The following is a 14,065-nucleotide window of genomic DNA, read 5'->3' as shown; positions in this document are numbered from 1 at the left end:
CAAAACCGGTGAATGAACCACATCTACTCCAGATTATGATCCATATCGCAGGTGCCGCGGCCCTGCTGATCTGGGCTGTGCGATTGGTCCGCACCGGGGTCGAACGCGGTTTTGCAGCACCCATGCGCATCTGGCTGCGCCATTCAGCCAAGAACAGACTGCTTGCAGCAGGGACCGGAATCGGCGCTGCTGTTTTGTTGCAAAGCGCCACTGCGGTTGCGGTTTTAGTGTCTAACTTTATCTCCAAAGGAGGGGTTGTGACGGCGACCGGTCTGGCGATCTTGCTGGGCGCTGATGTTGGCTCCGCCTTGGTGACGCAGCTTTTAATGGTGCGGCAACCCATTCTGATCCCGCTGCTGCTTATTGTTGGAGTCGTGGTTTTTTTGCGTGGTGAAGGCAGCAATACACGCCAGACTGGCCGCATTCTGATCGGGCTTGCGCTGATCTTTGTGTCGCTGGATATGATCCGCAGCGCCACTGAACCGATGATATTAAATACGGGCACGCAGGCCATCATGGCCTATCTCGGTCGTGATTTGCTGACTGCTTTCCTCATTGGCGCTGTGTTCGCATGGGGTGTTCACTCCAGCGTCGCGGCGGTGTTGCTATTTGTCACCTTGGCTGGGCAATCCATATTGCCCAGCCCGGCCGCCGCAGCCATGATCCTGGGGGCCAATCTGGGCGGTGGGTTCATCGCATTCGTTCTCACCTATTCCGCGCCGCTTGCGTCGCGGCGGATGGTCATGGCGAATTTGCTCTTGCGGGGTGGGGGGGCCGTGCTGGTGGTTCTGGTGATTGCGGCAATGCCGGAGCTGTTGACCCAGCTTGGAGCGACGCCGGCCCGGCAATCCATCAATCTACATCTCGCCTTCAATGTGGCTTTGGCAATCGTGGCGCTGCCTTTTGTGGGGCCAATCACAACAGCCGTCTCCTATTTCATGGCCGAAAAAACTGGCCCAAGCGGTGCTCTGGATGTCACCAGCGCGCTTGATCCTGCCCTGCTGGATCGCCCGCAACGTGCGGTTGACAGTGCTGCGCGTGAATTGCTTGGAATGGGCCAAAAGATCGAACAGATGCTGATCGCGGTCAATCCCCTATATGATCAGTGGAATGTTACCACCGCCAGCATGATCGCGGATCAGGACAAAGCGATCAAACAGACCCACCTGGATATCAAACTTTATCTTGCACGGCTTGGCCAAAAGGGAATGGATGAGGATCTGAGTCGCCGCTCGCTAGAACTCGCCTCGATTTCATCCAGCCTTGATTCCGCCTCAGATGCCATTACACGGACCATGCTGGACCTCGCTGAGCGTCTTCATCGGCAAAAGCTCCAGTTTTCGCAGCAAGGGCGGGATGAAATTAGGGATTTCACCGACCGGGTCCAAAGCAATGCGAAGCTGGCGTTGAATGTCATGATGAACCAAAACCCGGCTGAAGCGCGCGAGCTGGTGGCCGCAAAGGATAAGGTACGCAAGGTCGAACAGAAACTACAGCGTAGCCATATTGGTAGATTGCGCGAAGGCTTGGTTGAAAGTATCGAAACCAGCAACATCCATCAGGAAACGCTCCGGGCACTCAAGCAGGTCAACAACGCATTTTCGATGGTTGGATACCCGATACTTCACAAGTCTGGGGACTTGCTGAAAAGTCGCCTGGCTTAGACTGGATCGCGCAGCGGTCTTCGATTTAGGGAATTGCCACATAGGTTCAGCTGCACGTCAGAACCAATTGACCGCTTAAGCGTTCTGTCTTGAAACAGAAAATTATGAAGCCAGAGCTTTCAAAAAGGCTTTGGCTCAGCACAACAGATAGCAAGGAGGCCATTATGTCGCCAAAAGAACAAAAGTCAGAAGTTGATCTCTTCGTCGTCGGTGGGGGCATCAACGGCTGCGGTATTGCTCGGGATGCCGCGGGCCGTGGGCTGTCTGTGGCGCTGGCGGAAATGAACGACCTGGCATCTGCGACATCTTCGGCCTCGACCAAGCTTTTCCATGGCGGGCTGCGCTATCTCGAATTTTTCGAAGTCCGCCTCGTGCGCGAAGCTCTGAAAGAGCGCGAAACACTGCTGCGCGCGATGCCCCATATCAGTTGGCCAATGCGCTTTGTATTGCCGTACCACAAGGATATGCGGTTTGAGGTTAACACGCCGACATCGAAGATTCTGAGCCTTGTCATGCCCTGGATGCGCGGGCGCAGGCCTGCCTGGCTGATCCGCTTTGGACTGTTTCTCTACGATCATTTGGGGGGGCGGAAAATCTTACCCGGCACGAAAACGGTTGATCTGGCTGCCGACCCTGTCGGCAAGCCGTTGCAAAATCGCTTTGCCAAGGCCTATGAGTATTCTGACTGCTGGATCGAGGATTCCCGTTTGGTGGTTTTGAACGCGCGCGATGCACAGGCGCGCGGCGCGCAAATCATGACCCGGACCAAGGTGGTGTCAGCAGAGCGGGTTGATGGCGTTTGGCATATCACCACCGAAGATCAGAGCACGAAAGAAACCCAGCTGACCGTCGCCAGAATGCTGGTCAACGCCGGTGGGCCTTGGGTCGAAGAGATCATTCGCAACACCGCTCGGATCAATTCGTCTGAAGGTGTGCGTCTGGTGCGTGGCAGCCATATCGTGACGCGCAAACTGTTTGATCACGACAAATGCTATTTCTTTCAGGGTGAAGACGGGCGGATCATTTTTGCGATTCCCTATGAGACAGATTTCACCTTGATCGGTACGACGGATGCAGATCATGAAGACGCATCCGTAAAACCACAATGCACTGAGGCCGAAGCCGACTATCTGCGAGCCTTTGCGTCAAATTACTTCAAAAAGCCAATTCCCAAGGATGATATCGTCTGGAGCTATTCCGGTGTGCGCCCGCTATATGATGATGGTGCCAGTTCCGCGACCGCGGCGACGCGGGATTATGTTCTGAAAGTAAATCAGGATGGTGAAGCCGCGCCGTTGTTGAACATATTTGGCGGAAAAATAACCACTTATCGTAAACTTGCAGAGTCCGCGCTTGAGAAGATCACACCGTTTTTCCCCAAGGCCGGTCCGGACTGGACCGCGGGCGCAAGCCTTCCCGGTGGAGATTTCCCAGTGGATGGTGTGGCATCTCTGATCCAGGAATTGCGCGAAACCTATCCGTTTCTGGATGATTTTTGGGCGCGGCGTCTGATCAGGGCCTATGGCACAGAGGCCCGGCTGATCCTTGGTGATGCCAAATCAATCGGGGATATGGGCAAAGCTTTTGCCGTAACGCTAACTGAGCGCGAGATCATCTGGCTGATGGATAAGGAATATGCCCGCACTGCTGAAGATGTGGTTTGGCGGCGCTCGCGATTAGGGCTACGGATGAGCAAAGCCGAAATTGCCGAGCTTGATACCTGGATGACAAACGCGGGCAAAGACGCCGGTCCAATGGCCAAGGATGAAGCCCCGCATATTGAGGCCCTGTAATGACGTTGGACACGGCTAGATGTCTACAGTGAACACTACTCGGGACGTGCTGAACGAATTTGGGGAGACACAACAGGGGTCTATCACATCTATCGGTGTCAGCGAAAGTCCGACAGGACGGCACTGTCAGATAAAACGAGCTTGAGACGGGCAGGGTGAATTTGTAGAACCCGCAAATGACAAAACGCTCCCCATTCAGGTACTATGAAACGAGCCCTGAGATCATCTGCTTGGCTGTGATGCTTTATGTTCGGTTTCCGCTCTCACTTGCTAGCCTCTTATTTAGAGTTTTGTTTAGTCAAATGCGACATAGCCAGAAACGCGATGGATGGCTGTCAGCTTTGATTTTTTTACTCCATTCACGCAATACTACATAAACTCCGGTCGCAAAGATTATGGCTGAACCAAACCAAGTTGCCCTGTTTATGGCTCATAGCGAAAGAATATTTTGTACGCGAGCTGGGTAATCGGAGATGATCCCGTCGACGCCCATTTCTGCCATGCGTATGATATCGCTCACTGAGTTAACGGTCCATACATTCACTACCAGTCCCAATTCTTTCGCTTTGGCTAACTCACTTTCTGTTAGATCCTTGAAGTATGGGCACCAAACTTTTCCGCCAAGCGCAGAAATAGTCTGAGCTAAACTGTCTTTATGATCTTTGCGCGTGACGCCGCTCATCCACGGTGAGCCATCGACTATATTTGGCACCATAGCTGTACCATGGTTTTGTTCCAAAGTTAGATGACCGCGTGTGACCGTTGGTGCGCGTTCAGCACACGCCTCTAGCACACGCCAATCAAAACTAGATATAATGCAGCGATGATGCAGATCATGCCTTTCCAACAAATCCACAACATCTGCAACTATTATATCTGGTGGGTCATATAGATCTGTTCGCTCTGCGTGAGATTTTATCTCGACATTGAGTGTGAGTAGCGGATGTTTAGCGGCCCATTTGCAAAAAGTCGCGAACGTAGGAATATGCCGATTAGAAGGGCGTGCTTGGTCAGGAAACTGTTTTGTGTACTCGGTGCCGGTACATGGCGCGCCCGCGGTAACTTTTGTGAGTTCCTTAGCCTCGGTTATTCTTATTAACTTTTTACATGATTTTTCGTTCACCGTATTTGGCATAAGAACGTAAGGGTCGTGCGCAATTACAGTAACGCGGTTTGCAGCATTCTGAACATCTAACTCCACGGCATTGATACCAATTTCGTTTAGGTATCGAAACCCGGCCATTGTGTTCTCGGTGTAGATACCACGTGCACCTCGATGCCCGAAAATCGTAATGTCCTTTCGAATTTGGTGATCTCTCATCAAATACGCTTCCCAGATACGATGTTGAAGAAATGCATATTTTTTGGATGAGCAAAAAATCGAACCACCTGGCCCGGCGTCGCGTGGTGCACACCGGGCAGACTGGCCGTGAAAGCGGTTTCGGTGCCAGTAAGTTGCCCATGGAGCAGGGTGTTTGCACCCAATGGTTCGCCCATGCGTACAGTAATAGACATTGGCCCAGTTTCATCGGCAATTACATGTTCAGGTCTTATTCCTATAGTAACCTCTCCTTTTGCGGATGTTTCCACTGGGATGGATTTTCCAGCCACTGAGATGACGCTATTTTCAACAATTGTTGTAAATGTGTTCATCGACGGGCTGCCAATAAACTGTGCGGCAAAAAGAGTTTGAGGAGTTTCATAGACCTCAAGTGGTGTCCCGATTTGCTCAACTTTCCCACTGTTCATAACAATCATGCGATCGGCCATCGTCATGGCCTCAACTTGATCATGGGTCACATAGAGTGCCGTTATTCCGAGCCGATTCTGTAATTCACGGATTTCAAGGCGCATTTGTACGCGCAGTTTTGCATCAAGATTTGATAAGGGCTCATCAAAGAGAAACACTGCAGGTTCACGCACAATGGCACGGCCCATGGCGACACGTTGGCGTTGACCTCCAGATAAATCACGTGGCCGACGATCGAGGTAACTGTCAAGCTGCAGAAGTTGAGCGGCGGTCTTCACTTTTTCGTCAATTATTGCTTTTGGTACTTTGGCAATTTTTAAGCCATAGCCCATATTTTGGCGCACACTCATATGTGGATACAGCGCGTAGTTTTGGAACACCATTGCTATATCGCGGTCCATTGGCTCAACATCGTTTACGACTTTTCCACCAATACTGATTTCGCCTTCAGACACATTCTCTAACCCAGCCACCATACGAAGCAGCGTTGATTTTCCACAACCAGACGGCCCGACGATTACAATGAACTCACCATCTTTGATTTTTGTACTGACGCCATGGATTACCTCTACCGTACCAAAGTGCTTTTTTACGTTTTTCAAGTCTACATTTGCCATGTCGGTCCTACTTTTCGCTGTCCACGAGCCCGCGGATAAAGAGTTTTTGCATTGAAATGACTACGATAACTGGTGGGATCATTGCTAGAATTGAGGTGGCCATAATGACAGGCCAGTCTGCAACGTCATCTCCGGAAGGGAACATCTGCTTTATACCCATCACTATGGTGTTCATTTCAGGGTCTGTCGTGATGAGTAATGGCCAGAGATATTGGTTCCAGCCGTAGATAAAGAGGATTACAAAAAGGGCTGCGATGTTCGTGCGGCTCATTGGCATCAAGATGTCCCAGAAAAAACGTAACGGTTTCGCACCATCTACACGTGCTGCCTCTGCCAACTCATCTGGGACTGTCATGAAAAATTGCCGGAATAAGAAGGTAGCAGTTGCAGATGCGATCAGTGGAAAGATTAGGCCGCCATAGCTGTTCAGCATACCAAAACCAGCAATTATTTCATAGGTTGGGACAATGCGTACTTCTACCGGCAACATCAGCGTAATGAAGATCAACCAAAAGAAGATTTTTTTTCCGGGGAACCGAAAGTAGACAATGGCAAAGGCGGACAACAAAGAAATGATAATTTTGCCGACGGCTATGCCAATTGCCATAACGAGGCTGTTGGTCAGCATTGTGCCTACAGGTACATTTACGCCAGCCAATAAAGCTTTCTTATAATTTATAAAAAATTGATCGCCTGGCAATAGTGGCATTGGAGGGCTAACAATTTCTGGCTGTGTGACCGTGGAGGCAACAAAGGCGAGCCAGATGGGAAAAAAAACTATTAAAACGCCCAGTATCATGATTGCATGGCTGAGCCAAATTCCAAGTCCACGCTTTTCGACCATCCCTGCGACAGGGTTTTTTTGAGGTTTAGATGTTGGCAGGGTCAATAGTGTACCCTCCGTTCTATGTATTTAAATTGGAAAACAGTTAGTGCGCCGACGACGACTAATAGGATGACAGATTGTGCGGCAGATGAACCCAAATCTTGCCCGACAAAACCATCTGCAAAAACTTTGTAAACGAGGATTGTTGTAGATTGCTGTGGCCCACCGGACGTGATGGTGTGGATCACCCCAAAAGTTTCAAAGAATGCATAAACCACATTTACGACCAATAAGAAAAAGGTCGTTGGTGACAGTAAAGGTAAGACGATGGTCCAGAAACGTCTCCAAAACCGTGCTCCGTCGATCGCAGCCGCCTCGATAATGGATTTTGGAACAGATTGCAGAGCTGCAAAGAAGAACAGAAAATTATAACTAATTCGTCCCCAGGCGGAACTAACAACCACCAAACCCATCGCTTCGCTCCCATTTAAAACATGGTTCCAATCATACCCCAAGTTCCCGAGGTACCAAGATACAACGCCAACGCGAGTATTAAACATGAACAACCAAAGAACGCCCGCGATGGCCGGAGCGACGGCGTAGGGCCAAATAAGCATCGTCCGATAGGTCCCAGCGCCTTTGATTAAACGATCAGCGACAATTGCCAGAAACAGGGCCGGGATCATCGAAACCAAAGTGACTAAGATAGAGAATAATCCTGTGGTAAAGAAAGAGGCCCGGTAATACGGGTCAGACAGGAGGTATTTAAAATTCCCTAATCCCACATATTGCATAGATAATCCAAATGGATCTGGGATGAATAGTGATTGCCAAACAGCTTGTCCAGCCGGGTAGAAGAAGAAGACTGCTGATACAAGAATTTGGGGCGCAATAAGTAGCAACGGCAATAGCCACCCCTTAAAAAACACGCGTTTTTCCATAATTTCCTGCTTGTTTGGCTGTTCACCGAACGAGCAGAGTTGCTCGCCCGGTGAGCGTAGTTTTAACCGTATGTTTTAGCGGTTTGCCTGTTCAAAACGGCGCAGAAGAGGGTTGCCACGTTTAACAACGCTATCCATTGCGTCTTTTGCTGATTTGTCACCAGCCCAGATCGCTTCGAGCTCTTCGTCAATGATGCCGCGAATTTGGTCAAATGATCCCAGCCGCAAACCATTTGAATTTGCTGTAGGTGCTTTAGCGGTCATTTGGATAACTGCAACTTCAGTTCCGACGTTCTCTTCATAGAAACCAGACGCTTTGGTTGCAGCGCTCGCTTCAGCAGTGATCGGTAAATAGCCGGTGTCTTGATGCCATTTGGCTTGTACATCTGACGATGATAAGTAGCTCAGGAATTCACCTGCGCCTTTGTATTCTTCCTCTTCATGACCCTCCATGACCCACAAAGATGCACCACCGATAATGGTGTTTTGAGGAGCGTTGCCAACACCTTCCCAATATGGAAGTGGACGGACGTCAAATGCAAATTTAGCTTCTGATTTTATCCCGGCGTAGCCAGCGGAGCTTTCTGTAAACAGAGCACATTCACCGGCGCGGAAATTTGCGCCCCCTTCGTTACGACGGCCCGTATAAATAAATTTGCCATCTTTGGCCCATTGGCCCATTGCAGTGAGATGGGCAATTTGTGCGTCTCCGTTGACTTGCAGTTCAGTATCCAGTCCAGAGAAGCCGTTGTCTTTAGATGCAAATGGAACATCGTGATATGCTGAGAAATTTTCAAGATGGATCCAGCTCTGCCATGCAGTGACCAAAGGACAGTCTGAGCCGCCAGCTTGAAGAGCGGTCAGTGTTTTATCTACGTTTTGCCAAGTAGAGAGGTCTGTGTCGGGGTCCACACCGGCGGCTTTAAATGCGTCACGGTTGACCCAAAGAACTGGCGTAGATGCGTTGAACGGCAATGACAACATATCACCGTCAGTTGAGGTGTAGTAGCCCTTCACCGCGCCAATGTAGGCATCTTGATCAAATTCTGCACCACTCGCGGCCATGACTTCGTAAACAGGGCGTGTTGCGCCTTTTGCAGCCATCATTGTGGCCGTTCCAACTTCAAACACCATCAAGATCTGCGGTTGCTCACCGGCGCGGAATGCGGCGATGCCTGCGTTTAAAGTTTCTGAATAATTGCCTTTGTGGGATTGAACCACAGTGTAATTGTCTTGGCTTGCATTGAAGTCTTCAACTTGTGCTGCAACCAGTTCACCCAGGCGACCAGTGAAGGCATGCCAAAAATGTACTTCAGTCTCTGCATAGGCAGCAATTGGCGACAAAAGCGTTGAGCTGAAGGCGAGTGCGCCGATCGATATTTTTTTCATTGTTTCCTCCCAAGAAGTGCTCCCGACTCGACATCGGTTAATTTAGGCTAGCAAGACTTTCTTATAAATCAACAGAAATTAAACTGGAAATTCATAACCTATGGTTATAATGCTTTCGTTACATCGGAGGATTTTTTTATGGCATCGGCAGCTAAATTTAGACAGCTCAAGGTATTAAAAAGTGTCGCAGATTATGGCAGCATGACACTTGCTGCGCAAAGCCTTGGGATTTCACAGCCTGCGGTCAGCAGAGTAATTTCAGATCTAACTGAATTATTTGGATTTTCTCTATTTGATCGAAAGGATGGCTTGCTTATACCTTCGAAAGAAACGCGTTACATCCTACCTGATATTAGCCGGGTGATCGAGTTAATGGATCAAATTCAACACACCTCGAGAGATCTCACCGCGCGGCGGGCTGGTCACCTAAGGGTTGCTTGCCTTCCAGGATTTGCGACAAGCCATTTGCCGAATGTTGTAGCTAGCTTTTTAGAAAAACGGCCTGACGTGACAATAACAATTGAACCTGATCGCCCTGAGAGGATCTTGGAATGGATAATCGGCGAGCAATACGATTGTGGGATTACCGATGCATTTACCGGCCACCCGGCCATTGAAAGCATCACTATGGACATTCGTACTGTCTGCATTTTTCCGCTATCCCATAGGTTCTCTGAGCTCTCCACAATAACACCCAAAGAACTTGATAATGAGCGTCTGATACACGCGCGCCGTGATAGTTACTTCTTCCAAGCGCTAAATGAAGTTTTTCGTAACTATTCAGTTAGACCCAAGCATACCGTTGAGACCCGTCAGTTCACAGGAGCTTGTGAGTTAGTCGCCCGTAACGTGGGCGTTTCAATTGTCAGTGAGCTTGATGCGAGAACATATCATGGTCAACTGAATTTTCGGCCATTTACCCCCAATATTCCTCACCAATTATCTCTGGTGCGTCCAACGCATCAAACTGCTTCGATGATAACATTGGATTTTATGGAGCAATTCAAGGCAAGTTTGGAGGATCTTTTAGTTTGAGTTGAAACGGTTGATATAAAATCAACCAAGCTACTTCTCTCGCTGAGTAGCGCCAATTAATGAGCGCATAGGTTCAGGCGGCGCCAGCAATCTGATGCGAGTTCTCATTCGTATGAGAGGACCATTTTACCTAGTTAAAAAACCGCATGAGCAGTCGAAATAATCGTCTAAAACTTGAAGAGTATGGTGGATAAAATAGACGAACTAGAGAAAATCGACTTTGATAAGAAACTGGGCGTAGTTTTGAAAACGTCAAAAACCCTTCATGGCCATGATAGTGCCCCATGCCGCTTGCACCTACACCACCAAATGGTAAGTCATGCTGAGCAACATGTATCAAAGCATCATTCACGGTCACACCGCCAGACATTAATTGATCAATATAGAAGTCAGCCAGCGATATGTCTTTAGTAAAAGGGTAGATCGCCAGGGGCCATGGTTTTGGCTGAATATATTTAATAACCTGCTGTTTATCTGAATAAGTTCTTACCAACAAAAGCGGGCCAAATATTTCACGTTCTTCAATTGCCAAGCCTCGCACCGGAGGGTCAATAATTAATGTAAGGGGATATTTGCGTATTGCTGCGTCTGGAAACTGATCACTCAAAGCCACAATCCGACAGCCAGCAGCCTCAGCTTCTGCAACAGTATCTACAATTCGCGAATAAGCCTGATCATTAATTATTGATGTATAACCTACAGACGTAATATCGGGCACCAAATGTGGAGCTATAGTCTTTGCCATATCAACAAACCGCTCTAAGTGAGATTGCGGAACAAAGACATAATCTACCGAGGTACAAATCTGCCCAGCATTGAACTGTTTCACATATAAAATGCGCTCAACAGCTTTTTTGAGAGGAAAATTCTCAGTAATAATAGCTGGACACTTACCACCCAACTCTAGAGTAACTGGTGTGAGGTTTTTAGCAGCGTTTTCCATGACCTTCCGCCCAGTATCAGTCGAGCCAGTAAAAATTAAATGATCAAAAGGAAGTGCGGAAAACCTGGGGCCGACATCCCCTGTTTCAATAATCATAGACAACTTATCGTTTGGAAAATAAAGCGGTGTTATTTTCGAAAGAAGTTGAGCAAGATGCATCGAGTTTTCAGACATTTTTATCATTGCCCGATTTCCCGCAGCAAACACCGATACTAAGGGAAGCAAACTCAGATTAAGTGGGAAATTCCAAGGCACGATGATGCCCACAACGCCTAATGGCTGTGGAATAACCCTGTTCTTAAGTCCAGGAAACAGCAACCAGTTATTAGTACGCCTTTGCGGCTTCATCCAATATTTAAGCTCTTTAAGTGTCGCTTTGATCTCCGCAAGGACCATCAATATCTCAGCCACTTGCGTCTCTTCCTTAGGTCGACATCCAAAATCAAGTTCAATGGCATTGCAAATAGCGTCTTGATTATCCAAAATCATCCTTTTCAATTGGATAAGGGCCTGGATACGAGTTTCATATGTCTCAATTGGGTCTGAAAAATAGGCCTCACGCTGGATTTGCAAAACCTGCTCGAGTTTCTTTTGTTTCATATTGAACCCTTAAATTTTACTGCGAAGAAACTACAAAAAAACAGTCTATCATCCACTAGGCTGCCTCTCAATCCGAATTAGATCACTCTCATACAAGAGCAGGCGTGCTCTGATGACAGCCAAACAATCTGATGCGAGTTCTCATTCGTCTTACAGCACCCCACCAGCGCTATCACGAGAGCCTGAACAACGTCACACCGTCTGACGTCTACTTCAGACGCGATAAGACCATTCTAAAACAACGAGAAAGGATCAAACGAAAGACACTCGAAGCGCGACGCTTGCATCACAGACAGCACGCCGCATAATGAAACCAACCAGATGAGCCAAACCCTCTCTTAGTTTAGGCAGCCATTGGTTCCAAAAACTCTGACGACGGACAGTGTAAGCACTGATCACTTAAAGGCGTAAACTGGCTGGGCATATCTATCAGCACTATAAACCCTCGAATATTCTTACGTCCCTGTCTGCGCCTCCATCCAAAGCAGCCAGTGCTTCCTGGTACTGTGGGCTTTCGTAGGCCGCTAACGCTAGTTCATATGACTGGAACTTAATTATAACAGTGCTTTGCTCGATACCATTCTCACGAACTGATAGATTTGAGCCTGGCTTGGCCATGACGATTACCTGTCCGCCAGCCAGTTTTAGAGCATCTCTTGCCAAAAGATTATATGCAGCTTTTTTGGCTGCGTTTGCTTCACTCCTGTGAGCGCTTAGTATGTATCCTTTGGGCATTGGGAATCCTTTTTTGTTATTGAGCGGATTGGTATAGGCTGCCAACCTCACTTTGATCTTTGCAATGAGTAGTTTCACCACTTTCTCGCGTCGCTCAACATTTTTATTGTATATATATCAGAATATTATTTGGAAATATTTGCGACCAAATCAGCGTCAATCAAGATATTTTCATGCTGATATTTATTTCGTACTGGCATGACCACATTTTTGCTCCATTCATTCATTGCATCGATTGTGTCATAACCTGTGGCTGAAACAAATGCAGTCATTCTTGTAGGATCATTACGGTCTTTGTTTATATCGACTGAAATCTTATTTGAAATTGACGGATTTTTCCATGCAAGCCACATTTTCTTTAATTCTTCAATAAAAGCATCATTATCTTCTTCTGACGTAAACTTATTGACGTTTAATCGCTTTATTACTGACATTCGATTTCTCCAATATGGGTTAAACTAGTAGGCACTGGCTGTTTCGATATTAATATCACTGCTTCTCTTCAGTCGGTCCAATTTAGACCGCATTATCCGGCGGAGAAGCACGCCCCTCTCACAATATTTTCTTTTGACACCCATGATCCGCCAAAAGAGCAAACAGTATATTCTGGAGACTTATTTTACGTGAAATAATGTTACTTCACCTTCTTCAACAATAACGCCATCCATCAAATGTCCATTGGCTGCCATGCGCTTCGTGCGTTCTTCAGCTGATCGATCAAATGCAGCTTTGTCTTCATAAATTGATGTTAACGAAGCAGTTAGTGGGCCAGTTCTTACTGAAACTAATAATAGAGCTTCAGGAAACCCTGCAGGCGCTGTCGATGCGTAATTAGCTTGAAGTTCGTCTGCGGCCGCTTCTGAAGCAAACGTGATTGTGTTTATCCGAGCATAGGTCATTATTTTAATATCCCTTAATTATTTTGTGTCTCAGCACGATAAGCAAACAAAAAGATAAGCTGGCGTATCGCTTTAAGCAGTAGAGCATTTCGGTTGGCTCAACGTAGTTAACGCTGCATAACTGGCGTTACTTCAAAGTGACCCATCTCTAAAACTGGATCAAAAGCAGCATCAATTTGTTCAAAACTATCTGCTTCAACAACCATATAACCCTTATGCTCAAGTCTGTTTACGTAATTTGCGTGAATCTTAAGCCCGTGGTCTGGTAAACTTCTGAGCGTATTTTTCCACAGCGGCCCTCTTTCAGGATCATGGGTTTGGCAAGTTGAATAGTCGTGTGTCATTGTAATCATAAAGATCATTATAGTTCTCCATTTCGTGGCACCAAAATTAAGTCAGCGGAAGGCTGCAAAGACTGTTATTCGATGGTGCTATGAATTAGGTCACCGCTTAAAGCTATGGTGTGTTGGTTGATCGCATCAAACTCTTGCAGAAGATGCCGTTGACCATCCAGCCAACTTACACCGTCAGCCGCATCTTGAGTAAGTATTTCCGAATTTCTTATCACAATTGCATGAAGCTCATCTCCTGATTGCATAAGATGGAAAATGCGGTGCTTACTTCCATTAAATGCGGTGATACTAGCGACAAATTCATCAAAACATTCAGGCTTAGGTTTGAACCTAATAATAGATAGTTTTTGCATTATTTCTCCAATTCAAGTTGATTTAGGTTTTGTTGTGATCGAACGCGTCATCGACCATCCGATGCGCCAGAACGCGGGTCTCGCCCCAATCGCCCGAGTCGAGCTTTTTTCTGCGCCAGCGATACCCTGCTTGCTCATCTTGTTCTCCCTATTGCTGTTTGTTTTCT

The 14,065-nt window shown here is 47.5% G+C and carries 14 protein-coding genes and 2 pseudogenes; 5 read left to right on the top strand and 11 right to left on the bottom strand.

Going from position 1 to position 14,065, the window contains the following annotated elements:
• Positions 1-35: 35 nt before the first annotated feature.
• The 3 genes and pseudogenes from RCA23_RS11565 to RCA23_RS16790 all read left to right on the top strand — a co-directional run.
• A complete protein-coding gene (locus RCA23_RS11565; protein ID WP_044050455.1) occupies positions 36-1,664 on the top strand; it encodes a Na/Pi cotransporter family protein in 1,629 nt (542 codons plus the stop codon).
• A gap of 164 nt (positions 1,665-1,828) precedes the next feature.
• Complete coding sequence (glpD, locus tag RCA23_RS11560; protein ID WP_044051518.1) at positions 1,829-3,457, top strand: glycerol-3-phosphate dehydrogenase; 1,629 nt, start codon at positions 1,829-1,831, stop codon at positions 3,455-3,457.
• A 176-nt stretch (positions 3,458-3,633) separates the two neighbouring features.
• Positions 3,634-3,735: pseudogene (locus RCA23_RS16790) on the top strand (IS6 family transposase); the annotation flags it as partial.
• Positions 3,736-3,887: 152 nt separating this feature from the next.
• On the opposite strand, the gene RCA23_RS11555 reads toward RCA23_RS16790, so the two are convergent.
• The 5 genes from RCA23_RS11555 to ugpB all read right to left on the bottom strand — a co-directional run bounded on the left by RCA23_RS11555 (position 3,888) and on the right by ugpB (position 8,980).
• On the bottom strand, positions 3,888-4,778 hold the full coding sequence (locus RCA23_RS11555; protein WP_044050454.1) for a glycerophosphodiester phosphodiesterase family protein: 891 nt from the start codon (positions 4,776-4,778) through the stop codon (positions 3,888-3,890).
• Complete coding sequence (locus RCA23_RS11550) at positions 4,778-5,824, bottom strand: ABC transporter ATP-binding protein (RefSeq protein WP_044050453.1); 1,047 nt, start codon at positions 5,822-5,824, stop codon at positions 4,778-4,780. Before RCA23_RS11550 ends, RCA23_RS11555 begins: the two co-directional genes overlap by 1 nt.
• A 7-nt stretch (positions 5,825-5,831) precedes the next feature.
• On the bottom strand, positions 5,832-6,668 hold the full coding sequence (gene ugpE, locus RCA23_RS11545; protein ID WP_044050452.1) for a sn-glycerol-3-phosphate ABC transporter permease UgpE: 837 nt from the start codon (positions 6,666-6,668) through the stop codon (positions 5,832-5,834).
• Positions 6,669-6,709: 41 nt separating this feature from the next.
• A complete protein-coding gene (gene ugpA / locus RCA23_RS11540; RefSeq protein ID WP_044050451.1) occupies positions 6,710-7,591 on the bottom strand; it encodes a sn-glycerol-3-phosphate ABC transporter permease UgpA in 882 nt (293 codons plus the stop codon).
• Between the two features lie 75 nt (positions 7,592-7,666).
• Positions 7,667-8,980 carry a sn-glycerol-3-phosphate ABC transporter substrate-binding protein UgpB gene (gene ugpB, locus RCA23_RS11535; RefSeq protein ID WP_044050450.1) on the bottom strand — a complete coding sequence of 438 codons (1,314 nt, stop codon included), beginning with the start codon at positions 8,978-8,980 and terminating at the stop codon, positions 7,667-7,669.
• Between the two features lie 138 nt (positions 8,981-9,118).
• Between ugpB and RCA23_RS11530 the strand changes: the two genes are divergently transcribed.
• A complete protein-coding gene (locus RCA23_RS11530; RefSeq protein ID WP_044050449.1) occupies positions 9,119-10,015 on the top strand; it encodes a LysR substrate-binding domain-containing protein in 897 nt (298 codons plus the stop codon).
• A gap of 130 nt (positions 10,016-10,145) precedes the next feature.
• On the opposite strand, the gene RCA23_RS11525 is transcribed toward RCA23_RS11530, so the two are convergent.
• Positions 10,146-11,558: a coniferyl aldehyde dehydrogenase gene (locus RCA23_RS11525; RefSeq protein WP_044050448.1), complete on the bottom strand. Its 1,413-nt coding sequence runs from the start codon at positions 11,556-11,558 to the stop codon at positions 10,146-10,148.
• A gap of 161 nt (positions 11,559-11,719) precedes the next feature.
• Between RCA23_RS11525 and RCA23_RS16670 the strand changes: the two are divergent.
• Positions 11,720-11,866: pseudogene (locus RCA23_RS16670) on the top strand (IS3 family transposase); the annotation flags it as partial.
• 127 nt (positions 11,867-11,993) lie between these two features.
• On the opposite strand, the gene RCA23_RS11520 reads toward RCA23_RS16670, so the two are convergent.
• The 5 genes from RCA23_RS11520 to RCA23_RS11505 all read right to left on the bottom strand — a co-directional run bounded on the left by RCA23_RS11520 (position 11,994) and on the right by RCA23_RS11505 (position 13,898).
• Positions 11,994-12,371 carry a DUF1330 domain-containing protein gene (locus RCA23_RS11520; protein ID WP_236631355.1) on the bottom strand — a complete coding sequence of 126 codons (378 nt, stop codon included), beginning with the start codon at positions 12,369-12,371 and terminating at the stop codon, positions 11,994-11,996.
• Positions 12,372-12,418: 47 nt separating this feature from the next.
• The gene (locus RCA23_RS11515) at positions 12,419-12,727 is read right to left on the bottom strand and encodes a hypothetical protein (RefSeq protein WP_044050447.1); all 309 of its coding nucleotides are present in this window, start codon (positions 12,725-12,727) and stop codon (positions 12,419-12,421) included.
• 180 nt (positions 12,728-12,907) lie between these two features.
• A complete protein-coding gene (locus RCA23_RS16565) occupies positions 12,908-13,192 on the bottom strand; it encodes a hypothetical protein (RefSeq protein WP_169701401.1) in 285 nt (94 codons plus the stop codon).
• A gap of 107 nt (positions 13,193-13,299) precedes the next feature.
• A complete protein-coding gene (locus tag RCA23_RS11510) occupies positions 13,300-13,554 on the bottom strand; it encodes a DUF3303 domain-containing protein (RefSeq protein WP_044050446.1) in 255 nt (84 codons plus the stop codon).
• A gap of 56 nt (positions 13,555-13,610) precedes the next feature.
• Positions 13,611-13,898: a hypothetical protein gene (locus tag RCA23_RS11505; protein ID WP_044050445.1), complete on the bottom strand. Its 288-nt coding sequence runs from the start codon at positions 13,896-13,898 to the stop codon at positions 13,611-13,613.
• Positions 13,899-14,065 lie beyond the last annotated feature (167 nt).

The organism is Planktomarina temperata RCA23, from assembly GCF_000738435.1.
GTDB lineage: Bacteria > Pseudomonadota > Alphaproteobacteria > Rhodobacterales > Rhodobacteraceae > Planktomarina > Planktomarina temperata.
The sequence above is the reverse complement of the archived record's forward strand: the minus strand, read 5'-3'. Positions and strand labels throughout refer to the sequence as shown.

Excerpts from the sequence above, each read along its gene's own strand:
- RCA23_RS11565 (WP_044050455.1), top strand. The coding sequence starts at position 36 with ATGATCCATATCGCAGGTGCCGCGGCCCTGCTGATCTGGGCTGTGCGA.
- RCA23_RS11515 (WP_044050447.1), bottom strand. The coding sequence starts at position 12,727 with ATGTCAGTAATAAAGCGATTAAACGTCAATAAGTTTACGTCAGAAGAA.
- RCA23_RS11525 (WP_044050448.1), bottom strand. The coding sequence starts at position 11,558 with ATGAAACAAAAGAAACTCGAGCAGGTTTTGCAAATCCAGCGTGAGGCC.
- RCA23_RS11530 (WP_044050449.1), top strand. The coding sequence starts at position 9,119 with ATGGCATCGGCAGCTAAATTTAGACAGCTCAAGGTATTAAAAAGTGTC.
- ugpA (WP_044050451.1), bottom strand. The coding sequence starts at position 7,591 with ATGGAAAAACGCGTGTTTTTTAAGGGGTGGCTATTGCCGTTGCTACTT.
- RCA23_RS11555 (WP_044050454.1), bottom strand. The coding sequence starts at position 4,778 with ATGAGAGATCACCAAATTCGAAAGGACATTACGATTTTCGGGCATCGA.
- ugpE (WP_044050452.1), bottom strand. The coding sequence starts at position 6,668 with ATGGTCGAAAAGCGTGGACTTGGAATTTGGCTCAGCCATGCAATCATG.
- RCA23_RS11510 (WP_044050446.1), bottom strand. The coding sequence starts at position 13,554 with ATGATCTTTATGATTACAATGACACACGACTATTCAACTTGCCAAACC.
- ugpB (WP_044050450.1), bottom strand. The coding sequence starts at position 8,980 with ATGAAAAAAATATCGATCGGCGCACTCGCCTTCAGCTCAACGCTTTTG.
- glpD (WP_044051518.1), top strand. The coding sequence starts at position 1,829 with ATGTCGCCAAAAGAACAAAAGTCAGAAGTTGATCTCTTCGTCGTCGGT.
- RCA23_RS11550 (WP_044050453.1), bottom strand. The coding sequence starts at position 5,824 with ATGGCAAATGTAGACTTGAAAAACGTAAAAAAGCACTTTGGTACGGTA.
- RCA23_RS16565 (WP_169701401.1), bottom strand. The coding sequence starts at position 13,192 with ATGACCTATGCTCGGATAAACACAATCACGTTTGCTTCAGAAGCGGCC.
- RCA23_RS11505 (WP_044050445.1), bottom strand. The coding sequence starts at position 13,898 with ATGCAAAAACTATCTATTATTAGGTTCAAACCTAAGCCTGAATGTTTT.